The organism is Paenibacillus sp. J31R109 (assembly GCF_059692055.1).
Map to the genome: position 1 here is coordinate 142,846 of NZ_JCAUAR010000004.1, position 22,976 is coordinate 165,821.

The window sequence follows — 22,976 nt, forward strand, 5'->3', positions numbered from 1 at the left end:
ATTAAACTAATTGATGGAGAAGTTCGACAGCTTTATATGACATTTGCTTAATTCGTGGTATGGCCGAATGAAGTCTTTGTCTTATTTCTTCTTCCTCACTTAGCATTTCATCAAATTTACTCTTCAATTTGCTAGCATCAGAAATCTCTTCTATGCCCAGGACTAGTTTCTCTTCTCCAAAAATATCCTTAGCAATTCCTTTAGACTTCACGCTATATCCTAGTACCATCGTTGGAACGAAATTGGAATATGCCGCAATGGTTGCATGAGTCCTAGCTCCGATAAAGAATCTCATTCTTGAAATATAGCCCTTATATTGAATCGCGTTTAAGTGATTGGGTAACAAAATCACTCTGCCTGTATGTTTAAACTCCTCAAAGTACTGTTCAAGAATCTCATAATCGTTATTGCCTGCGAGGATAACATGGGGTGTTAGCGCAATTGTCATATTTGTTTTATCAAGAATATGAGAAATTAGCTCCCTAACCGCAATTTTGGAATTTAAATTTCTTTCCATAATTAAAGGACTAAAGTTAAGCCCTATTGTATTTCCTTCCTGCCATCCAGATGGAAGTTCTAATTCTTCCTTTTCCATCGTGAATGCTGCATCTGCACATAATTCAACATTAGTTAATCCTTTACTTTTTAGCATGTGATACGTTAACGTTTCTCGAGCAAGAATAAGATCGAACAATTTCAAATCGGCTAATTTTCTTTCCGACATATCTTCTTGACCTATGGAGCAACCCCACAGTACTAACTTTTTTCCTTGCGCTTTAACCCGCTTGTTTATTTCATACCATCCTGGTTGTTCACCATAACAATAATTATCCCCTCCGATAGACAGACAGATATCCATGGATGGGATGTGTTTAACGATATTATCATGTATTTTTCCAAGTGCGTATGACTCATCTTTAAACAACTTTACCTTAATAGAAGACACTAACCATTCATAGGAATATCTTTTGATATGACGAGATGAACCATCATAAATGCCATCTAGTTTAGAAATAATGCGGTCCGTACTTGGCTTTCCTGATGCTAAGAACACTTGTGAGCCTTTCATTTTATCTTTAATCAAATTAGTTGATGAACGAACGATTGCCTCACATCCTCTATTCTGACTCCCATCATGAGCAAACATCATTATTTTCATTTCAATTCTCCTTAGAATGATTTATTTCTAACTTTGCTGTATGTTACAGCGAACAGCAGGCCAATCACAGACTGTCTGTGCATCATAGTTACGATAAACTTGTCATATCTACCTAAATGTGGGTACATTACTTTATAATAGATAACTAATGCATCTCTAACATGAGTGTTAGCAATCATACTACCAACCGTTTTAATTCTGTTCGTAAAATTTAGTCCGTTGGTTGAGTCTAAATACACATAAATATAGGACATCACACTAGTAATCAGTTTAATAGACTTCATTTCCAAAGCCTTATTGGGCTCGATCAAATTCGCAAACAGGGTTGAGGTATCTTGCCTATAAACTTCTAATGATCTTCCGAAATAATCCTTCTTACTAATATCCCTAGTTGCACTACCTTTTACTTCACGATAATGATATCCCGTGTAATCAATGTAAATAACTTGAACTGCGTGTTTGAAAATATGGATATTAAACATTCCGTCTTCTCCCAAAGCAACTCTTTCTGGGAATTTAATATCGAAGTCTACGATTAATTTGCGGCGATATAGCTTATTACATGCAGTATTTAATTGTTCTGATTTTAAAAGGAAAGGTAGGATCTCTTGTTCTATAAGCTCTCTGGATAAGCATGTATTCGTTGGAAATGGATAGTTCGTCAGAACTTTACGACCCTCCAATTCACTTTCGAAATTCGAAATGGCTACGTCGAGATTATCTGGCTTAACAGAGGTGTACAGTGTTTCAAACATATCCTTCTCAACATAATCATCCGCATCAACAAAACCCACATACTCACCTTTCGCTAACCTTAGGCCATGATTCCGCGCCATACTTACACCTTGATTATTTTGATGTACAAGTTTTATTCGCGAATCAAGTTTAGCGAAGCTCTCTATGATCCCAGCACTGCCATCCTGAGATCCATCGTTAATGAATATGAATTCACTTTCTTCTAAGGTCTGATTAATTAGTGACTCAATACAAGGTACTAAGTACTTCTCTGCATTATATACAGGGATAATGACACTTATTTTCGTACTCATGACTAAATCACTCCGTATAATTTTTCTAATTCCTGCGTATTGCCATAATCAACTCTACTTGTATAGTCTATTAAATCAGCCCGTAAATCACTCTTTGTGTACATTCGTTCAATTCCCTCTGCAATTCCCTCAACGCCTAACTCGCAGATTACACCATCTACTCCATCCTCGACTTGACTCCCCGATGTAGGATATTTAGTTATAAGAATAGGTTTACCTAAAATTTTGGCTTCGGTTACCGTCACCGCTTTACCTTCATACCTGGAGGGCTGTACATATAAATCACATGCTTTTATATAGGGGTAAGGATTTATTTGTTTTCCTAGCAGAATAAACTGATTCTCCAGTCCGTTGCTATGAATTAGCTCTCTGATAGCAGCCTCATCACCGCCATAACCAACGATGTACCATACAATATCTAGGTAACCTTTATCTTTTAAAATTTTTAACGACTTGACTGCGTTATCAATCCCTTTTGCATGCGATAGCCGTGCTACGGTTACGATTTTAAAACGATCGTCACTTAACATGGAGACAGGAACTTCTTTTGAAGCCATCGTTTTAATAAAATCAGGTGAAGTTATATTTTCAATGACAATCACTTTATGTTCTAGTTCTCTATATTTTGATAAAAATGAGGCTTTACACGCCTCAGAAACCGCTACAATATAGTGAAACTTAGACCACATTTCGAGATCTAATTTAATGTCAGTTTCAACATTTGAATAATCTGTATGTATCCAAGCAATTTTTTTCTTAGCCTTCACTTTGTCAGCAATAAAATAATGTGGCCATAAATAACTAATTGCTACATCATATTCATTAGGCATAGTAGGAAGAAAAGGAAGTGCATATTTCCACATTAATTGCATCTGATAGTATCCAGGTTCTGACACTTGCTTAAATCGTCCTAATAATTCTGCATGTAGTTTTGATAAAACCCTTGAGCTGCCTATGCGGAATTGCTTATCCCTCATAATTTGGGAAACGGGCTTTCTAAATGTAGTATACGCGGGTATTTCTTCTAACAAATTGGTTTTGGTGCTAATTAGCTTCATGAAATCGCCTTGATGCTTATATAACATAAGATCAACTTTATAGTTTGAATAATCGAATTGGTCTAACATACTTATTAGACTGCGTTCTACTCCCCCTACTTCCATATCGAAGGAGGAGATTAGTATGTTTTTCATGATATCCTCCTTAACACCTTCCTAATTCTTACAATGTTGTTCCCACCAATAATTTTAGAAGCGATGAGCTTAATCCGCCCCTTCCACCTTGCCTTCAGCGGCAGCCAACTCTTATAGAAATGGTGCATGGCATAAGTATCTCCCGTTTTTAAGGTCCGGCAATTGATATAGTCATAGGGGGAGAAATACGCCTGGGGATAAAACGTCGCAACACCTTCTAGCTCTTGAAATTCACCATTCGGTTTGACTCCCCAGTCGCTAAGTATGTTGGTAATCAAAGCCACATTGGTTAATGAGTCATAGGTACCGTCCGAGCGTAAGAAGTTTTTGTTCGTATAGGAATCCAAGAAGACTTGGATTAACTTGTTATGCGGGGAGGCTCCAATTGTGGAAGTCGCAATAAAATTTTCTTGTTCAAATCCCCAAAATGAGTCATGATGCAATAAATCATCAAATGGTTTAAATACCTCTACATCGGTATCAAGATATATGCCACCATAATGATATAATGCGTCTACTCTTACATAATCACTTACAAACGCATATTTGCCTGTTTCGTAAGCTTCTCTTACATAAGGATTGCTGTTCAAATCAAAATTACGATCGTTCCACTCAATAAACTGATAGTCCTTTAGATGATGATGCCAGCTTTGAATACATCGCTTCACGATATCAGGCTTCTCATTATGTCCAAACCAACAGTAATGAATAATCTTAGGGATGGTCATCTTATAATCTCCTCACACACGAATACGTTTAAATGAAAATAAAATTCTTTATAAAGAACATCTATCTATCTCTAGAATAGTTCTTTATAAAGAACATGTCAACACATTTATACTTCGATAACGAACACCCACACATAAACTGAATACTCTATATCGCATGAGAAATAGTCAATTTCTGATTTCCTAATAGCTCCGAGAATAATCCATCTTCCTCATGTGCAAGTTGGTAAAAAGTACCTCGTTGAATAATTCCCCCTTGATCCAGCACAATGATTTGATCCGCATTCCGAATGGTCGATAACCGGTGGGCAATAACGACAATCGTAATTTTTCCTTTTAGACGATCCAATGCCTCTTGAATCCCAGCCTCATTCTCTGAATCCAATGCGCTCGTTGCCTCATCCAAAACAAGAATGGCTGGTTTTCTTAAAATTGCACGGGCTAATACAAGTCGTTGTCTTTCGCCACCTGAGAACCGAATTCCACGGTCACCGATGACTGTATCGAGCCCTTGTGGCAATTTCGAGACAAATTCCGCTGCTGCCGCAAACTCCAGTGCTTCCCACATCTCTTCTTCAGATACGTCTGGACTTATCATAAGTAGATTTTCCCTGATCGTTGTATGAAAGAGAAAGGGATCCTGTGATACATAGCTAATTGATCTTCTAAATGAACGAATTTGATTATATTGGAGCGGTACTCCATCTATCCGTATTTGCCCTTTTTCTGGTTGTATGAGCCCCATAATAACATCAACAAGCGTACTTTTGCCGGCACCTGAACGACCCACGATAGCCGTTGTTTGTAACGATTTAATTTGCAAATTAATATCAGTAAGCGCAAACGTCTCTTCAGCAGGCTGGTATCTAAAATACAAATTATGACATTCGATATGCTCATGTACGACTAATGGTTGAACTTCTTGCTGGTTGGGATTAGGGTCGATATGAAACTCTTGTGCAAGCCGCAACTCGTTCTGCAACTTAATAATTGATTGAAGCGCTGGAATCGTAGCAGAAATATTTTCTAAATTTGATTGAATACCTGTGAAGCGTGGCCACAATCTAGAAAATATGACGATAATGAGCAACAGTTGGCCCGCTTTGGCTTGAAATAAGGTAAAGGATAGATACATAAATGCAGCAATCAATATGGCAGATGACACTTTATAGAATAGCTGAGAATCAGATCTTAGCTTGACATAATCAATCTGCTCGCTCATTAATTTCTGAGTTTGGGAGCGAAACCAAGCTAGCCTGGATTCCTCCAGCGTATTGCTCTTAATATCTTTCATACCACCAAGTTGATCCGTAATGCCTGCCAGAAAGCTTTGGGACAATTGGGATGTTTGACCGCCAATTGATTTTGCCTTTTTAATAAATTTTCGTGAAAAGAAGGTAAGGATAATGCCAAATGTTATTACGAAAATTGTCATCGTCGGAGATAACCAGAAAGCTAAGCTAATTTGTATCAAAGTGAAAATAATCGACGCAATAAACTGAATAATTAAGTTGGTTCCATACCCTGCACGCGTTAATTCCGTTGTTAACGAATTAATAAGGTCTGATTTTCGATGTTTCACATAAAAAATCCAATTCGATTGCATCAATGCCGAATAGGTCTCCAACCGTAAATGACGGAGAAAACTTTGTTGTATGAGGGTATCTCGCAAAGTGAGAGATCGTTGGATCCAGTTCTGCCCAATGTTTAGTAGTACAAACATACCTAGCATAATAGGTAGTCCTAGTGCTGTGGGAAACTCTTGGAAAAAGGCAGAGAATCGCGAAATAGGAGAACCGCTCGTATGGATATCCATAAGGCCTGTTGCACTGATGATGGGAAGCAATAAGAATACGCCAGCTCCTTCTAATAAACTAATCAATACCATGCCCATAATGCTAAACATTAATTTATTGCCATTAAAAGCATACAGTCTTTTGGTAAAATGCAAGATGTACTCCATGTCTGTCCCCCTATTGCCATGCGTGATTCCTTGTTTTCCTCCAAACCCACAGCACAGGTCTCAATGGAAAATACAAAAAATGTAGATTCCTTGGCAGTGGAAGTATTTCCACATCTATGGGATACGGATATAGGAAACTAATGATATAAAGAAGCTTCAACTGAAAGGACATTAACGAGAATAAGTAACGTTTGTGGTAGCTAGCAACATCATCTGGTAAAGGCTCTTGATGAAGATGTATCATTTGTTTCAAATAAAATAAGGCGTCATGCGCTAGTGCTCTCGGTCGCTTGCCACTAGTTATCGCGTATAAGTCCTTACCTAAGGGAGTACCTAACAATTGAGAGGTTAAGAAGAGTGCTTGACCGCCAAGATGATTCATTTGATACTTTTTCAGTACACGAGATACATTGCTCCAATTATGCCCAAGCCTCACAATGCGATCGATATCAACGAGCCAGCGTAATCTTGACCAACCATGACGTGCACCATGTGAAGAAAGGAATAGAAAGAGATCGTCATAACCTAGCATAAATACGGGTTGGCTAACCATTGTGCTTATTCTTCGCCTGTCCCACAACTCTTGAAAGGTTGGTTCATACGAAGGCCCTGGATTGAGTCTCCAGTGAACTTCAAGTTTTACCTTTTTGTGAAGATGGAAGTAGGTGACATGATGATGTCTCCACTGCCAATCATTCAGGACCGTTGAGAAGTAGTCATCTTTTACGTAATCAAGTTGAGTGAGGAGCTCATGTGCCTTCTCCAACTGCTCTAAAGAAATGAGCACATCTAAATCACTGCAAGTTCTCTTAGACAGATCTCCATAGAGATCTACCGCTAGCGCGGGTCCTTTGAGCAGCAACACTGGGATCTCATTCTCAGCTAGCATTTGGCATACTTGTTCCATTTCACCGCTTAAGTGAAGCATTTGAAATGTATTCTGTTGATATTCCCTGCGCAAAGCTTCAGTAACATAAGATGGAATCGTAGTGCTATTCATTTTTTTCACTTGATTGTAGATATAGGGATATATGCGATGATGCTTTGATAATCCTAAGAAGATATCCCAATTCGTATCTTTCATCAATGGATGTTGGTCAGAAAGCGTTATTCCGTCGCTCTCACACTTCACGAATTCGAGCAGCAGTTTCAACTCTTTCGATAAATCGGTTAAATCTAACTCTATATCCGTGTTCATTCCATGTCTCCCTTATCTCATTTACTGCTCATCTTTGCAAATTTACCTACAACTGTAAATCGCTCCATGCCTTCCCTACCTGTTACATAATAATGGCCGCTTCGCAACCACGCATGAGCAATCATCTTCTTCGATTCATCTCGTGCGGTCCCCAAGTAAAGGGTACTCTCTATCTGACGTCGATGGAGCATTTTCATAGCCGCAATCGCTCTAACCAGACATATGCTATCCCTAATCGTGTACTTGCTCATCAAATTAATCGCACTGGAAATTTGCCGCAGAGTCATCTTATTACTTTCAAATTGAGCATCTGACGTCTCCTGCATAGAGGTCCCCAATGAAGGAGCCACCTTAGCAAAAGGCAATCTCACAAGAATACGCGCCCATTCCAAGTAAAATAGCGCCTCGATCCATAGAAGCAGCGTTCTCCCGTTTAGAGAGAGTAACACTTTGACTTTACTCATATCGATCACATCCTCTGCCGACCTAAGCTGGAAGCGTATGCCCAGTCTCTTCGCCAAAATAGATTAGGTTTTGACCCAACAAATCCTGCAAAAATAAAATCACTTGTGCCTCACAGACACTATGTTCAACATCGTATTCAGACACTAATACCGACACTAGCTCTGCAACCGAAGCAGGGGTATCCAACAGATTCCATATTCTACCTCCAATAACGCCAAGATTATAATAGCTTCCATTCGCTATATTCATCATGACTTTTTCGCCATCCATATCACTTACAATGTTCCCTTTTCCTTGATGAATTTGAAAATTCATAGGAATACGCTGATTCTCGATCATGATCTTTCCCCCTCTTGGATCGTATGTAGAACTAAAGAAACCATTTCGTGAGCCGTGAAACCCGATGACGGTCGACGCAACTGATGGAAGTCAATATGCTTAGAAATCATTACCGACGTCATAAAATGCCAATCCAACAGTTGAAGTTTCTCCAGCAAAGTGCTTCGGAAGGTATGATGAAACAAAATTCGCAGCTTTTCAAGACCTTCGATCGACCCTATCTGAATACCGTCGCTTGCTGTTTTATTAAGTTCAAAGATCCCCACGAGGGGCAATGGCTCATTGGCAAATTTAGTTGGAACGGGAACCAGATATTTCGTTTCCCTGTCAAATATGGATTGTAAACTGCTTGTTCCTACCCCGAATTCAGTTAAACTTTCCTGCCATAGTTTTTGTTGTGGATAAGCAGGCATCACCATTGGAATATGATTTTCCGTTAATGTTACCGCAATCACATCATCACTGAGTAAGCGATACCCCTTACTAAGAAAAGCAGATGCTAGAGTCGATTTACCTGCACCAGAGTCACCAACGAACGCATAAGCCTTTCCATCAATCTCAATTGCGCTTCCATGAAGTGGCAATATTTTCCTCTGCATGAGTAGAACACCCATACACGTACCTAGCACATAAAGCCGGATTTTCGCTTCATCCGCGCCGTCCATCACTGATACGTCGATGCTCTCCCCATCATTAATACGAAAGATGGCTGTGTCAGGGATATGAAACATGAACATATTCTCACTAACAGCAAACTTTTCATGCGACTTAGCTACCTGAAACCATTCTGTAGTTAAGTCACTTCGTCTCACCAGCACATCATATTGGGCAGTTAGCTCACTTATTTGAGCTAACTCAGGTAGCAGAAACTCACTGGATATGCGCAGCCCAAATGCTTTATATACAACTCTATTCAGCGTTTCAATCATTTCTCTCACTCCACACATTTGCATGTTTATTAGGATAAAAACCCTTACACCTGTTACAGTATAAGGGTAATATCAAGCTTCTACATATGTACTAATTAGCTGTAGTGAACAACTTCAGTTGGATCTGGTTGAACGCCATCAGGCGTCTTAATCCCTGGTCCAGCCATCGTCATTTTTACTTCAAGAACTTCCAAAGTCGGATTTTCCCACAATTTCTTAGCTTGATTTTGCATGTACTCACCCCCTCTCATGACATGTTATTCATAAACCTAGAAAATATCAGACCTCGCATTAAAATACGAAATCCAAACTCATAGACATATTCTGGTTTAGCTGCTGCTTTTATCTCTGCGAGTGCCGATTTCAGTTCTGTCAGGTTTAAATATTCTGAATTTCTAGGATTCTGAATGCACTTTTCAACTTCTTGTATAAATACATCCCACGATGGCGCCATTCGATGAACACCATCCGCACCTTGTACACCGCGGGTTCGTTGATTGAGCCTCACCTTGTCAGGCAAATAACTCGCTGTTGCTCGTCTGATTAGTGAGCGATCAACACCATCTTGAACGCATTGTTCTTCGGGTACAGATAGACAAAAGCGAGCCACTCTCAGATCATTTGTTGGGTCACGCTCCCACAAGGCATAGCGTAAAGATAATTTCGTCCCAATTGTCCCATTTAAACTCCAATAATATAGTTGCTCGAATTGTTTCTTCCGGATATCATACGCGCTTTGCGCTGAGAAATCTGTTCGATCAAAGCCATGCGCTTGCAACTTATCCAGCACATTCATCTTCTTGGCGAACTGCGGGTTAATTAACTTTGGGAATTTACCCTCCCCTTGAGCTCCTAGTAGTTTACCTAGAAATGGAAATGCCTTTTTACTTACTAACGAAAGGACTCGTTTCCTGCCAGTTCCCATATTCATACTGTACTGCTTGGCTTCATGGTGAAGTTGAATCCATTTCATCTTTTTTAGCAGTCTAGCCTGATAGTCTAATGCCGGTCCCCAAGAAACGGTCCAATTCCCGCGCTGTCCATTAAGTAGAACCCCAACGCCTTGCTGGCTGGCCTTCTCATAGATCCCTTTCAACCAAAAGGAATTTTCAAAAAACTTATAAGGCATCTCCAAGGTATCGAGCCAATCATCGATTTCGGATAAAGGACTGAGCCCTTTAAAATCTAAATAGTGATCCGTAATGTTCCCAACATGATCTACCGTTGATTGAATGAATGGTTTCTCATTCGCAAATCTTCCTTTGCTCGTCCAATCCGTGAAATCATCAACCGGCACGTAACTGAATGTATGCAATCGTTTATTTTCTTTTCTTAATAATGGCGCTGCGAAGCTGACTACAGACCCAGAATCTAGTCCGCCACTTAAATGTGAACCGACTTGGCGACGTGTGCGCAGTCTCGCTTCGACAGCTTGCCCAAACACATCACGAAACGCCTCTTCATATTCTTCATTCGACTTCAATTTCAGCGTTTGGACGTCCGTAACTGTACAGTACTTGGAAAATGTTACTTTGCCGTTGTCTACCGTTATTGAATGGGAAGGAGCCAACTGTTCGATCTGATCGTACACCGTGGAGAAACAATCTATCGAATCCGTCGTCATAGGAATTGCAAGGAATTCAGCAATCCATTTCTCATTAATTTTTTTTCCCATCCCTGGCAAAGTAAATAGAGGTTCCATGATTGTACAAAAAGCAATTTGATGCTGGTTTCGTTTAAAATACAACGTCCTACATCCCGAGAAATCCCTAGCCCCAAATAATCGCTGCTTTCTCTCATCCCAGATCATGAAAGCGAAATCACCAATTAAGTGCTTCGGACTTTCCTCGCCCCACTTATGGTACGCCAGCAGAATCAGCTCACTATCCGGCATCTTCGCTCTTCGTTCTCGCTCTATTTGTAATTTCTCGAATAGCTCATCTCGATTATCAATGATCGCATCTGCTGTTATCGCAAGCTTCCTTGCATTATCATAATAAGGCAATCGCTCACCGACGGATTCTGGCGTAATCCATTGTGCATGGCAGCCTAGAAACACTGTATCTTGGTGCCATGTTTGAATGTCATCCGCTGGAAATTTCTCTAAATCGAACATCATGCGATATCCATGTTCAACTTGAATTGGCTCTTGATTGTAGTTGTATATTCCAACAATGGCACTCATCATTTCACCCTCTTCACATCATTGTCATTTCGACTCGAAGTTCTTATTAAAGAACAACGCTATATAATTCGACTTTATTACTTGTGGATATATCTTTATTTTAAGTTTCTCTTTCGAGCACTCGTTGTTCTTTATCGAGAACAATCTCAGAATATCATCTTCTATCTCCACTGTCAACAGCCTTATTAAAACTTTTTTATTCTGCTAGAAAACCTTGAATTTACCAATTGAGATAAGGTATGGATCATCGCCACCAAGGTATGCGAACCCGAGTCAAAGTTGAAAAATTTGTTATGAATCTTGTTCGCTAAAGCCACCAAATAACGGCTATCAGACGAACTACTTCCCCTCTTATAAAAGACCGGAAGCTCTTTAAAAGCCCCAAGATACGGGAAATGGCCATACACGTTCACTAACGTGCGGTGTATTCTTTTTAACGTTTGATGAGAAGCAGCATGCTTAAAGAGCACTTCAAAGTTAATGTCATCAGGATGTCGAAGGAGCAATTGCAAAATGTCGATATAGTATTTAGGCGAATCCATGTAATGACTCCAACCGTGCAAGCAAATCATATAGAACGTATGATAGACAGAAAGTTCCTTCACATACTGGTACGATGCGAGTGGTGTCGCTTGCTCCCAGAATTCATTCATATTGATATTGGACGTTTGTTCTACTAGTACATTCCAATGCAGCTCAACGGTCAATGGAATCGCACTACACGGCAATTGCTTGGAGAAACTCCAATGGAAATGAGATGGAGACCTCCTCTCCTCGATGACAAATCCCAGTGTTTTTAAACATTGAATCGCGGCCTCCAAATCGGACTTTTTGATTAGTACATCAATATCCGATGTCGCTCTAGCGCCAAAATGGCCGAAGTACTTTTCAGCAAATCGAACACCTTTTAACGGGATGACGGAAATAGTTGATGCCTCGAAGTGTCGAAGAATTTGGTCAAGTTGACTTTTAATGAAAAAATTAAGACAACGCGTCTCATCAGAGTACTGCTTTAAATGTTCTTGAAAAAAAGTAGGTACCTGAGCCCATTTGCCCTGCTGATGGAGTAGCGAAAATACTTGTGAACCTATAGAATACCGTTTGATTTCCTCAAGTACTTTTTCATAGAACATGGACTCCTCTGGAAGAGACGCTTGCGGGTCATACAACGCTTTGATCAAAGGCATCAGCATAGCCCCACTCTCCTCTCTTGGATTCCATGCCATGCAAATAACGGTATACCCCTTCCTTTTGCATAATTTCCTCATGCCGCCCCATTTGCACAATTTCACCTTTATCCATTACGAGAATATAATCTGCTTTGTGAATGGACGCTAGGCGATGTGTAATAATGAGCGTGGTTCGATTATGCATAAGGCGATCCAATGCCGCTTTCACATGATATTCCGTCTCACTATCTAAGGCTGAGGTGCCCTCATCTAATAACAGGATAGGCGCATCTTTCAGAATTGCCCTTGCAATCGCTAATCGTTGTCGTTGACCGCCGGAAAGTTTCATACCGTTTTCCCCAACTTCTGTCTCATAGCCCAGGGGCAGCGTAGAAATATAGGCATGGATTCCCGCGATTTTAGTAGATTCAATCATTTGGTTATCGGTGATATCAGGCCGCGCTACTAACAAGTTATCTCGGATTGTACCGCTGAATAGCATGGTATCCTGAGAAACATGAGCAAATAGACTTCTTCGCTCAGAAATTGAAAGGTTTGAAATTAGTCGTCCATTTATTAAAATCTCACCTGCTTGCGGTTTGTAGAAACCTTGGAGTAGATTGAACAGCGTGGTTTTGCCCGCTCCGCTTAAACCTACTATAGCTACGATTTTCCCCGCTGGAATGTGTACATTCAGATGTTCAAATAAATGAGCCTGCTCTTCATACTGGAAAGTAATATTGTTAAAGGCAATAGAGGACATAATGGGTTCTACTTTCATCGCGGCTGGGAAATCATCTGATTCAGATTCGATCTCTAATACTTTAAATATTCGTTCCATAGCAGACATCGATTTCTGAAGGCCAGCCCATTGTCCAGCAAACTCCGTTAATGGATACACCAAATGATTGACGAGATTGATAAAAGTAAGCAAAGCTCCTACAGTTAACAGACCCATGGAAATATAATAGGAACCCAAACACAAACTGACTAGAAATGTAATTGAAGCGGCAGCTTGACTTCCCACATAAAACCAACCACGTAATTTGGCATTATTTAATTCCAATGCGTAAAGCTTCTTATTTTTAATCGCATATTTGGTGAATACAGCTTTCTCCATAAGAAAGGAACGAATAACGAAAAAGCCTTGAAATGTTTCATTTAACAGCACATTAAATTGAACAACCAAATTTTGAATTCGCCTATTATTATTACGCAGTAATATACCAAATATAACCCCAGAAACCATGGCTGCTGGTGCTACACATGCACATAAAAGCGCTAATTTCCAATTGATATGCAGTAAATAAATAAGCACAGCACCATAAATGAAAGGTAACTTAATCAAATTTATTAGACTGCTGCCAATAATGCCATCCAGATTATGAATGTCGTTCGTGAAATGAGCTAATAAATCGCCAGAATGAATACGATCTACTTGTTTACCTGGTAATTGCAAAATGTGTTTGAATAGGTGCTCAGAGAAGTCCCTTTTAACGGCATTAGTGGCAATCGTCTCCCAAAGGGTATTGAGATAAGTGGAGGTAATACTAATTAAAACAAGTGCGATACCAAGAGGTACTAACCATTTCATCCGTGAAATGTTACTGTGAATTGCTGCATCTGTAATTGCACCAAAAAACCATGAGAATCCAATAGTTAGCATAATTTCAACGAAGAGTAGGAGGAAAAGACCCACGTAAGGTCTTCGATGTTGCTTAATGTAGGGCTTCAAAACGTTATATGTTCTGCGTGCTTCATTCATTTTCAATAAACCATTCATCTCATCGACACTCCATACTCGTTTACGATTTCGCAAGTTTACTTCGAACTAAATAGAATTGAACTAATCGCGACAACAGAGGGAGTGTACGTATTGCCCAGCTCCAAGTACTTGAAGCTAGATTCGTAATTTGAATAAGACGCCCATTACGTTTCTTCCAAATCAGTCTTCCGATGATTTGATTCTGTGCAATCCAATCGTCATACGCTACATTCGTATCACCTTTACACAGATAATGTAGTTGTTGATTGTTCATCACGATACGAGACAATCGATGAGCGATTAAATGACCGTGTCGGTCGCGAAATAAGAGAATATCGCCTTTTTTCATACGTGATGCTTCTACACGTACAAATCTACAAATATCCCCCTTCTTAATAAAAGGATACATACTCATACCTTGCGAAGGTAGATCAATCCAACCTTGTTTCTCCATCGTTAGTGCAATGATCTGATTGATGTTCTTATGATCTAGCAAGCTGAACAAGACCCCGATTCATCATATCCTGCAAAAATACTTCGACGTCTGTTTCGACGTGACTATGAACCTCTTGGAATTCATTTCGAACCGCATCAGCAATAGTGCCTATAGACTGTGCCGTGCCGAGCAGAGACCAGCAAAATCCACCCACACCATTCAGCTTCGTTAACGTATACTCATCCGTATTAAGAATAATCCATTCCATATCAAGCTCAATAGACTCATAATTATTCATTCGTACATAGTGCGTCATTACGAGATCAACTCCCAAAAAGTATCATTTTTCTGAAAATGCAATTCACTAATCGTGACTACTTTCACTAAATCAAGTAACAAATGCAGGATATTAACCGTTTCTTCCAAGCTATGTGCCCAATAAAATACTTTATCAACGAGTTGTAGAAAACCATCTGACTTGCTAAGAGCCACCTTGTGATTAGAGGTCGCTTGATTTAATAAATAAATTCCTGCAAGTGAACTTTTTTCCATACAACCTGATCGAGATAATTCGCTTCGAAAAGGTGAGTCAAACACCGTTATGGCATCTGGTGTAATCTTCACAATGGAAGCTTCATCGGAGAGAAGCTCACGAGGATCCGACAGTTTCGCAGCGGTTGATTTGCCGGCGCCAGATTGACCAGCGAATAAATAGGCCTTACCATTCTCGATCACGCAAGATGAATGAATGAGTAATCCCCATCGGTTATGCACGAGAAATGCGCTATAAAGGTTCATGAACGCATGTTTTAATGCCAATTCATTATGTACGGAGATAGATGCTTCGTGATAATCACTATCAACCACGATGAGGTAATCAGACCTTCGATAGACTAGCTGATTGTTCTCTTCTTGTTTGATGGACACCTCATAATTTACAAAAGGAACACCATATCCTTCATGAAGCCTAACCCTCATATGAGGGGTATACGGTGCTGCGGGAATAATTGCGAAATTTTTCCGAATCCAATCTATGATTTTAGTGGACTGCGTCTGAACTTGAATATAATGCTCACCAATTATCGTATGAATGTGTTCCATGTTCTACCCCTCAAGACATCATAATAAGGGAGGCCAACTTACGCTGTACAGCATCTCATGACCTCCGCAAATTCTTTTCTAGTGCTTACCATTCCCTTTTCCATTGTGTGGTCCTGAATAAGGAGGATTCGGATAGTTAATGCCACCATTACCCTTCCCTGGGTGTTTCAAATTACCATGACCTTTATTCCAACTCTGGGCGGTTTCAAACCTTACTGGCTGCTGACTTAACACCATTGGTGGTGAATACACTTTTTGTCTTTGATCCTGATTATCCATCGTACATCTCTCCTATCGTTTCACCGTTTGCACTAGTCTTCTTACTTCACCAAATGGGGTATCTGTGATCTCATACATGCGAATGTTTAACGTAGTTTCTAAGGTATCTGCGTCGAAGGTTAGAATATCTGTGTCGCTCACCAGCTTCTTCTCTCCTGCGAAAGTAAATACTTTCGATGCCATAATTCGGTTTGCCCCATCCGCGACCTCTAATCTTAGTTTGGAAAAACTCTGATCTACGACAACCTCATCCTGCAGTTTAACATTAAAATTTACACTTAACTTATAGGAGTAATTAGCCCCGTTTCCTAAATTGAAGCTTGTTTGCAAAGATGTATCATTTATTTTGACTTGAAATGGATAGAAAGCAAGGCTAGTATCCGATGATTCCATAACTTTGGTCCTGAACGCAGCGATAGTGAAGTTATAGGGCGCAACCTTTTTGCCATCTAGAATTTCCATCGTTAGACGCTCACCGGTCTCTGCGTTTGGTACGATATACGTGTAGTATATGACATAGCTAATATTGGGAATGAGTGTATCAACCTTCGTTTCTTGTCTAGTTCCCGCAAACTTTTTACCATTAGCAATAGTCAACACCGTTTGGAATTGAGGAACGGGTACGGAATCGCTGCTCTTATTCAGTAATCTAAACTTAGCAACTACAGATTTAAACCCACCGCCAGCACTTTCGCTCATGTTTAGATCAACCATGGATACCTCAATATCCGATGGAATCAGTTGACTCATGGGATCGAATTGAATCGGCTTATTCCACTCATATAACGCCATCTGGTTCGTAGGAAGATTAGTACTATTGATGCCGCCTACTTGAATCGTCAATCTACCAATGGTATAGGAGATATGTGATTTATCCTCTGCTACAAATTCTTCCGGTGTTAGAACCGTTAAACTTTTCAACTCCGCTCGACTCTTGACCGGAATGGCATAATGTACATAATTCTTCTCACCAGGCTCGAGTACAAGTTCATCTTGCTCCAGTCTTTCACCGACGAATACTTTATTCGCTGACTTACCATTTATGCGAAAATCAGGGATTGTAATGGGCTTGTCTCCCAGGTTGGTTGCAATGAAACCCACGACTGTTTTGAGACCATTTACCGTATTCTGTTCATTGATGCTTACTGGCTTATATTCAATCTTGTCCGAAAGCATAGGGATTGTGAAGGAATCTCTCCATTGCTTGATTTGGGCAGGGTCTGAAAGATTCGCCTTCTCCCCTTTCCACTCCAGATCTGCAATAGGTAGGGAAATAATTCGTTTTTCTTGTTTCGGGTAGACGAATTCATCCACATCCGACCAAGATAACTCATCTAAAGCAAAAACGTCATATCGATCTATCACATTCAAGTAACTGAGCTCTACGGTTTCTTTGGGTTGAATATTCTTCGCATTCGTTAAACTGGGACGCATAATGTATTCCAAACCTTCGTTCGTCTTAACACGAACTTCATACTCAGGAACACCTACTAAACGCTCTCCTGCATTATAATACCTAATTACTGCACCAATTTTTGTGCCTTCTGTTGTAGGTTCATTCAATATGCTTTTAACCTCAACCTGAAGTGATGCTGTTAACGGGGAGTAATTGAGTGATGTTATTTGTCCGTATTTCTCATCAGCAGCAACGTGGAAGGAGGCCGATGGGATGACCAAGGAGATCGCTAGGACGAACATAATCGTTGTTTTTTTCCAGTTTATTTTCAAATAAAGTCACTCCATTTTTATTTATTGCTCTTCAACTGCTACTTGAACTTTAGATTTATCTATTAATGCGCTTGGATTGGACTTTACAACCAACTCGCCTTCTTTAAGTCCCGAAAGCACTTCCTGCTTAGTTTCGTTTAATCGACCTAATTGAATGCTGCGCTTCTCAACGGTATCATTTGAAACTACAAACACATAGGCGTTCTCGCCTTCTCTAACGATACTATACGTTGGCACGGTCACAACAATGAGGTCCTTATCATCTGACAGTAAGAGCTTTAACTTCATACCTGGTTTCAAGGTAAGCTCCTTGTTAGGTACTTCAAGATTAATTTCGTAAGCTTTTGTTTCAGGATCTATGACTTTCGATAGATAGCTAATGGCGCCTTGATACCTCGTTTTGTTGTTCGGAAGTACGTAAGCCATTTCCGACTTACCACTTGCTAGCTTCATCTCTTCATCTGTTAGTTGTGCTTTAATTTTAATCGGATCCAACCGTTGAATTAAGGCAATTTGTGATCCAACTTGTATCCCCATTCCGGTTTCAAGTGGCATCTCTGTCATGAGACCACTGACTGTAGCCTTCACTTCAAGACTCTGGATAGACTGCTCAACCTGCTGTAGATTAAGTTTAGCTGCTTGCAGCTGGGATTCCATATCTGATGCCAAATCAATAGGGTCAAATGTGTTTAACTTTATCTTCATTTGATCCAAATCCATTCGAGCATTCATCATCTGAGTCTCCATTTGGTACAGCTGAGCTTTGGTCGCTAGTCCGATATCATAGTCATTTTTCATTTTGTTGTAATTACGCAAAAGTGTTGTCATCCCTATTTCCATTTTCTGAATGGTATTACTCAGCTCTGCTTTCTGATTATTCGATTCTTTCTGTCCTCTTACTTTCGCCTTTTCAATCCCGTCCTGCAGCGATTTAACGTTCGCCATTGCAGCTTCTCTTTGAGCTAGAATCTCACTAGACTTTAATTTGATAATGACATCGCCTTCTTGAACCATTTCACCGCGTTTCTTCATAATTTGCTCAATTTCCCCAGTTGCTTTAGCAATGATCTTAAATTGAGCAGAAGATTGAACTTCGCCAGTGCGCTCCAGCGACTCTCCGATTTTTTGTTTAATTACCTTGAATACTTTAACCGGTTGTTGCACTTGGTCTGTGTAAACCGTATTTGCATCTGTACCCTCAATCGCGGTGTCCGAGCATCCTGCCAATATTCCTATACTGAGTGTTAAAATAGTAGCAATTCTTACAGCTCGTGACTGTGGCTTTCTTCTTTTTTTTCTCATTTGCTATAAACTCTCTCCCCTTACTTTTATTTTTCAAAAGATTTGATTAGAGATAAGCATCTGCCTGATTATTCTTCACTTCGTTAAGAACTACACCGATTAATTTCATATTGGCTAGTGCAAGCTCTTCTTTCACCTTCTTCGCAATATCACGTTTCACTTTTCCATACTCTACAATAAGCAGAACTCCATCACTCTTCGTTCCCATTATTTTGGCGTCTGTAATTGTAAGAAGCGAAGAAGTATCAATAATAACCATATCGTAGTTCTCTCTCAACATAGCGAGGAGCGCGTCCATTGGCTTTGATGCCAATAAACTCGAAGGATTCTTTGTGCGTGATCCTGATGTAATTAAGTCGAGATTCTCTACAATCGTTTCTCGAACGATTTCATTAATGGAAATTTGGCCTTCTAGATAATTGGTTAGCCCCTGACTAGGTTCAACACCAAATACCAAGTGAATTGATGGGTTCCGAAGATCCGCGTCAAGTAGCATGACCTTATTGCCAATTTGAGCATAGGCGACTGCTAATTGAACAGCAGTGGTTGTTTTCCCTTCACCTCGACTTGCTGAAGTAATGGTAATTGTTTTAGCGTCACGTCCGAACACAGAGCATTCAATATTAAATCTCAAGGAGCTGTAAGCTTCAGATGTAGAGGAGGCTTGGATAATTTGCATCAGGGCGGTTGAGCTCGTATTAGTAGATAGTTTTCGCATATGAAATATCCTCTGCTTTTTTACTTAATTTATGTTTCCGTTTCAATTTCAATTTTCCGTACTTCACTTTTGGAATGTAGCCTAATGTTGAAGTCTCAAACACCTCTCGAATATCCTCATCTGTTTTCAATGTATCATCTAAAGCATCCAGCAAGAGAATGATACCAATTGTAGCAGCCAGGGAAGCAACAAAACTAAGAATGATGTACTGATTCGATTTCTGATTAACAGGAGTAGGATTGTCCTGCATTTTGGCTCGATTCAGGATGGTGATATTATCAACCTTCATAATATTAGAGATTTCTGATTGAAAAACATCCGATACAGCATTAGCGATACCTACAGCTCTTTCATGCGAAAAATGTCTTACGACAATCGACATGACTTGTGTATCATTCAGATTAGTTACATTGACGATTGAAATTAATTGATCTGTCGAAACTCGCAGATTAGGGTAACGTTGAACGACTTTATCCATAATAGCTGGGGTTCTTATGATTTCTTTGTACGTATTAATGAGCGCCATATTAACTCCAATCGCGCCATAATCAATCTGCTCCGTACCTAGTTGATCCTGTTCAAACGTTTTATTAACGATTAATTTCGTAGAAGCCTGATAGATGGGAACATAATTCGAAGTTGTATACATCGCTGTTAGAATCGTACACGTACAAACGACTATAACGATTAGCCACCATCGCTTCATGATAACCATCACGTATTCTTTCATATTAATTTCCATATTCCCCTCCGGTAGAAGTCTATATTTCGCCTTGCTATGATACTATTTGTATCTTAATTGTTACTCTTACTTTAAGATACTTTTTGTATCATGTCAATATAATATTGTGCGTTTTTGGTTCCAAAATGTATCGAGACTTCGAGGTTTAGAGAAAGCAAAAAGCAGCACTCTCCTCGTTAGAGGATAGGCTGCTTTCACTAGGTAATTCACCTTACTTATCTCATTCCCACCGACGCCACACGCACAGACTCATTCGCTCCCAGTCCAGAAACAAGCAGAGCTTGCTGCAACAGCAAGGCTAATAGCTTGCGCATGGAGCCAATTCCGATTTTACCCATAATGTTGGCGAGGTGTATTTTCACGGTTTTCTCACTGATACAGCAATTTTCGGCAATTTCCTTGTTGGTGTAACCATATGTCGCAAGTAAGGAAAGTATTTCGGTTTCACGTTGTGTTAGACCATAGTTGGAATAAAATTGGAGTAAAACGTCTGACTTCTCTATAATTATTGGCTTCATATGACAACTTCCTTTATATGAATGTGTCTTTCTCGACTGAGATCAAGAAAGGTATTTTCGATTTTCACGAGTGGGTTCGTATCATCCGTTGGATTAATATAGACGACTTCGCCCCAGCGTCCATCTGTAAGAAGAACTTGCCTGCCTACTAGATTGTAAATCATGTTTTGTAAAAAGACGGAAACTATATGTGGATCTAATTCTCCAAAGAAACCTTTTCTTAACCGACTGACAACCTCGTGAAAAGGCATCATTTCATGATATGGCCTTTTCGATGACATTGCGTGGAAAACATCAGCTACCGCGACGATTCTGCTCATTTTGTCCAGTTGATTATCTTGCAACTGCAGCGGATACCCCGTGCCATCAGCCCGTTCATGATGTTGTAGAGCTACCAGCGCTACACGATAGTTAATGCCTACCGTCTCACGCAGCATGTTATAACCAAGAATGGTATGCTTTTTTATTTCATCATACTCTTGCGGAGTTAATTTTCCAGGTTTCATTAAAATCTCTTGAGATATCTTGATTTTACCCACATCATGCATAGTAGCCGCTAAGGATAGAAGCGCTACTTCTGTATCTGCAAGGTCCATCCATTTGCCAATGAGTGTTGATAGAATGCCCACGCCGATATTATGCTGGTGGGTGTATTCATCCTTAGCCTTAACGGCTTGAAACAATTGAAAGAGATCAGGGTTTTCGGCTGCCTGCTGAACGATTGGAATTAATTCTGACTTGATCTCTAAAAGAGGTATCTTCTTTTGCGTCTTAATACGCTCGAATAAGTCTTTGGCATACTCCGTAGCTTTTTGAACAAGACGATTCGCATCTTGAGCGGGTACCGATTCAGGCGGCTGGCTCTCAAGCATCGTCGTTGTTACAATATCCATCTGATCGATGCGATGTTGCCTAAATAAATCCAAATGTTCTTGATTTAGAACGGTATGAACAGGGACTAAGACTAGTCCATAACTTGTTGTCACATCATATCTTAATCTTTTACCCAAAAGGTCTCTCAAGAAATCCCGCCCCATTAATTTCAAAATCGTTCCATTTTCCATTATATACGACAAATTCCATCATATATATGGGATATTTAACCTATATTTCGACAATCTATTGTAGGTTTATTTTCCCAATTCGAACTATTATACCACTTCTTATAGGTCTAGTGATGCTTAACTTTTGTTATTTTTAAACCGTGACATCCGTCTATCTCCCTGCATATAGTAAGTATCGACAATCCGCTTTTACCTAAGGAGGACTTACGAATGGCATCGAACAAGAAACAAGAACTGCGCGATGTAGAACTGGAAACTGAGATTTCACAAAGCGCGGCAACGGACTCGGACTACCCAGCAGCCTATTATCCACAACATACACCATACCCTTATGGGTATCCCGTACCTCAATACTATGGATGGGTACCTGCCTATGATCCACGCGGCTTGGGTGGCTTAGGAGGTTTGGGCATCCCCGGATTCCCAGGAACTGGCGGCATGATGCCTGGATTCCCAGGCGGACCAGGCGGTTTCCCAGGCGGGCCTGGTGGGTTTCCGGGCGGGCCAGGTGGTTTCCCAGGTGGACCTGGTGGGTTTCCAGGCGGACCTGGTGGATTTCCGGGCGGGCCAGGCGGTTTCCCAGGTGGACCTGGTGGATTTCCGGGTGGACCAGGCGGTTTCCCAGGTGGACCTGGACCAGGCCAAGGCCAAGGCGGGTATCAACCGCCAACGTCCGCGCCGCCATCTCACATACCGCAAAAACCACTTAAAGCACCCGGCGTATACGCCGTAGATCCAGGCGGAATCTCCCGCTGCTTGTTCAGATTCACGTATATATGGCAAAGTAACGGACAACAATACTGGTATTTCCCAGTGTTCGTTGGACGGACATCGATTACGGGATTCCGTTGGACTGGATTCTCTTGGATCTTCTTCGGAATTGACTTACGCTTTATCGATTCCTTTACTTGTTAACACCATAGATTGCAAAAAAGCTTCCAATCCC

General features: G+C 40.4%; 24 protein-coding genes. 1 reads left to right on the forward strand and 23 read right to left on the reverse strand.

The features are described from left to right. Position 1: 1 nt before the first annotated feature. The 23 genes from AC58QT_RS13625 to AC58QT_RS13735 all read right to left on the reverse strand — a co-directional run bounded on the left by AC58QT_RS13625 (position 2) and on the right by AC58QT_RS13735 (position 21,988). Entirely contained in the window at positions 2-1,159 is a 1,158-nt protein-coding gene (locus AC58QT_RS13625) for a polysaccharide pyruvyl transferase family protein (protein WP_497409441.1), read from the reverse strand. Positions 1,160-1,170: 11 nt separating this feature from the next. Next, positions 1,171-2,208, reverse strand: a complete 1,038-nt coding sequence (locus AC58QT_RS13630) for a glycosyltransferase (protein WP_497409442.1) — start codon at positions 2,206-2,208, stop codon at positions 1,171-1,173. Positions 2,209-2,210: 2 nt separating this feature from the next. Beyond that, positions 2,211-3,401, reverse strand: a complete 1,191-nt coding sequence (locus AC58QT_RS13635) for a glycosyltransferase (RefSeq protein WP_497409443.1) — start codon at positions 3,399-3,401, stop codon at positions 2,211-2,213. Further along, a complete protein-coding gene (locus AC58QT_RS13640) occupies positions 3,398-4,129 on the reverse strand; it encodes a glycosyltransferase family 32 protein (RefSeq protein ID WP_497409444.1) in 732 nt (243 codons plus the stop codon). Before AC58QT_RS13640 ends, AC58QT_RS13635 begins: the two co-directional genes overlap by 4 nt. A 148-nt stretch (positions 4,130-4,277) precedes the next feature. Beyond that, positions 4,278-6,092, reverse strand: a complete 1,815-nt coding sequence (locus tag AC58QT_RS13645; protein ID WP_497409445.1) for an ABC transporter ATP-binding protein — start codon at positions 6,090-6,092, stop codon at positions 4,278-4,280. Positions 6,093-6,102: 10 nt separating this feature from the next. Beyond that, positions 6,103-7,290: a nucleotidyltransferase domain-containing protein gene (locus AC58QT_RS13650; protein ID WP_497409446.1), complete on the reverse strand. Its 1,188-nt coding sequence runs from the start codon at positions 7,288-7,290 to the stop codon at positions 6,103-6,105. Positions 7,291-7,307: 17 nt separating this feature from the next. After that, positions 7,308-7,754, reverse strand: coding sequence for a lasso peptide biosynthesis B2 protein (locus AC58QT_RS13655; RefSeq protein WP_497409447.1), 447 nt, complete (start codon positions 7,752-7,754; stop codon positions 7,308-7,310). 22 nt (positions 7,755-7,776) lie between these two features. Beyond that, positions 7,777-8,094 (reverse strand): lasso peptide biosynthesis PqqD family chaperone, encoded by a 318-nt coding sequence (locus AC58QT_RS13660; protein ID WP_497409448.1) that lies wholly within the window; start codon positions 8,092-8,094, stop codon positions 7,777-7,779. After that, positions 8,091-9,023: an aldolase gene (locus AC58QT_RS13665; RefSeq protein WP_497409449.1), complete on the reverse strand. Its 933-nt coding sequence runs from the start codon at positions 9,021-9,023 to the stop codon at positions 8,091-8,093. The genes AC58QT_RS13660 and AC58QT_RS13665 overlap by 4 nt, the downstream gene beginning before the upstream one ends. A gap of 95 nt (positions 9,024-9,118) precedes the next feature. Continuing rightward, on the reverse strand, positions 9,119-9,256 hold the full coding sequence (locus tag AC58QT_RS13670) for a paeninodin family lasso peptide (RefSeq protein WP_497409450.1): 138 nt from the start codon (positions 9,254-9,256) through the stop codon (positions 9,119-9,121). A 14-nt stretch (positions 9,257-9,270) separates the two neighbouring features. Beyond that, a complete protein-coding gene (locus AC58QT_RS13675) occupies positions 9,271-11,208 on the reverse strand; it encodes an asparagine synthase-related protein (protein ID WP_497409721.1) in 1,938 nt (645 codons plus the stop codon). Positions 11,209-11,393: 185 nt separating this feature from the next. Further along, positions 11,394-12,401, reverse strand: a complete 1,008-nt coding sequence (locus AC58QT_RS13680) for a nucleotidyltransferase family protein (RefSeq protein WP_497409451.1) — start codon at positions 12,399-12,401, stop codon at positions 11,394-11,396. Beyond that, entirely contained in the window at positions 12,370-14,160 is a 1,791-nt protein-coding gene (locus tag AC58QT_RS13685) for an ABC transporter ATP-binding protein (protein ID WP_497409452.1), read from the reverse strand. The genes AC58QT_RS13680 and AC58QT_RS13685 overlap by 32 nt, the downstream gene beginning before the upstream one ends. Before the next feature lie 22 nt (positions 14,161-14,182). Beyond that, complete coding sequence (locus AC58QT_RS13690; protein WP_497409453.1) at positions 14,183-14,638, reverse strand: signal peptidase I; 456 nt, start codon at positions 14,636-14,638, stop codon at positions 14,183-14,185. Next, on the reverse strand, positions 14,625-14,894 hold the full coding sequence (locus AC58QT_RS13695; protein ID WP_497409454.1) for a PqqD family protein: 270 nt from the start codon (positions 14,892-14,894) through the stop codon (positions 14,625-14,627). The genes AC58QT_RS13690 and AC58QT_RS13695 overlap by 14 nt, the downstream gene beginning before the upstream one ends. Next, complete coding sequence (locus AC58QT_RS13700) at positions 14,894-15,679, reverse strand: hypothetical protein (RefSeq protein ID WP_497409455.1); 786 nt, start codon at positions 15,677-15,679, stop codon at positions 14,894-14,896. Before AC58QT_RS13700 ends, AC58QT_RS13695 begins: the two co-directional genes overlap by 1 nt. 78 nt (positions 15,680-15,757) lie before the next feature. Beyond that, the gene (locus AC58QT_RS13705; protein ID WP_497409456.1) at positions 15,758-15,958 is read right to left on the reverse strand and encodes a hypothetical protein; all 201 of its coding nucleotides are present in this window, start codon (positions 15,956-15,958) and stop codon (positions 15,758-15,760) included. Between the two features lie 12 nt (positions 15,959-15,970). Beyond that, positions 15,971-17,686, reverse strand: coding sequence for a hypothetical protein (locus tag AC58QT_RS13710; RefSeq protein ID WP_497409457.1), 1,716 nt, complete (start codon positions 17,684-17,686; stop codon positions 15,971-15,973). A gap of 21 nt (positions 17,687-17,707) precedes the next feature. After that, entirely contained in the window at positions 17,708-18,988 is a 1,281-nt protein-coding gene (locus tag AC58QT_RS13715) for an efflux RND transporter periplasmic adaptor subunit (RefSeq protein ID WP_497409458.1), read from the reverse strand. 46 nt (positions 18,989-19,034) lie between these two features. Beyond that, positions 19,035-19,706, reverse strand: a complete 672-nt coding sequence (locus tag AC58QT_RS13720) for a CpsD/CapB family tyrosine-protein kinase (RefSeq protein ID WP_497409459.1) — start codon at positions 19,704-19,706, stop codon at positions 19,035-19,037. Beyond that, positions 19,687-20,448 carry a YveK family protein gene (locus tag AC58QT_RS13725; protein WP_497409460.1) on the reverse strand — a complete coding sequence of 254 codons (762 nt, stop codon included), beginning with the start codon at positions 20,446-20,448 and terminating at the stop codon, positions 19,687-19,689. The genes AC58QT_RS13720 and AC58QT_RS13725 overlap by 20 nt, the downstream gene beginning before the upstream one ends. Positions 20,449-20,663: 215 nt before the next feature. After that, on the reverse strand, positions 20,664-20,966 hold the full coding sequence (locus AC58QT_RS13730; RefSeq protein WP_310499847.1) for a helix-turn-helix domain-containing protein: 303 nt from the start codon (positions 20,964-20,966) through the stop codon (positions 20,664-20,666). Next, positions 20,963-21,988, reverse strand: coding sequence for an HD-GYP domain-containing protein (locus tag AC58QT_RS13735; RefSeq protein ID WP_497409461.1), 1,026 nt, complete (start codon positions 21,986-21,988; stop codon positions 20,963-20,965). The genes AC58QT_RS13730 and AC58QT_RS13735 overlap by 4 nt, the downstream gene beginning before the upstream one ends. A 252-nt stretch (positions 21,989-22,240) precedes the next feature. On the opposite strand from AC58QT_RS13735, the gene AC58QT_RS13740 reads away from it, so the two are divergent. Further along, a complete protein-coding gene (locus tag AC58QT_RS13740; RefSeq protein ID WP_497409462.1) occupies positions 22,241-22,945 on the forward strand; it encodes a hypothetical protein in 705 nt (234 codons plus the stop codon). Positions 22,946-22,976 lie beyond the last annotated feature (31 nt).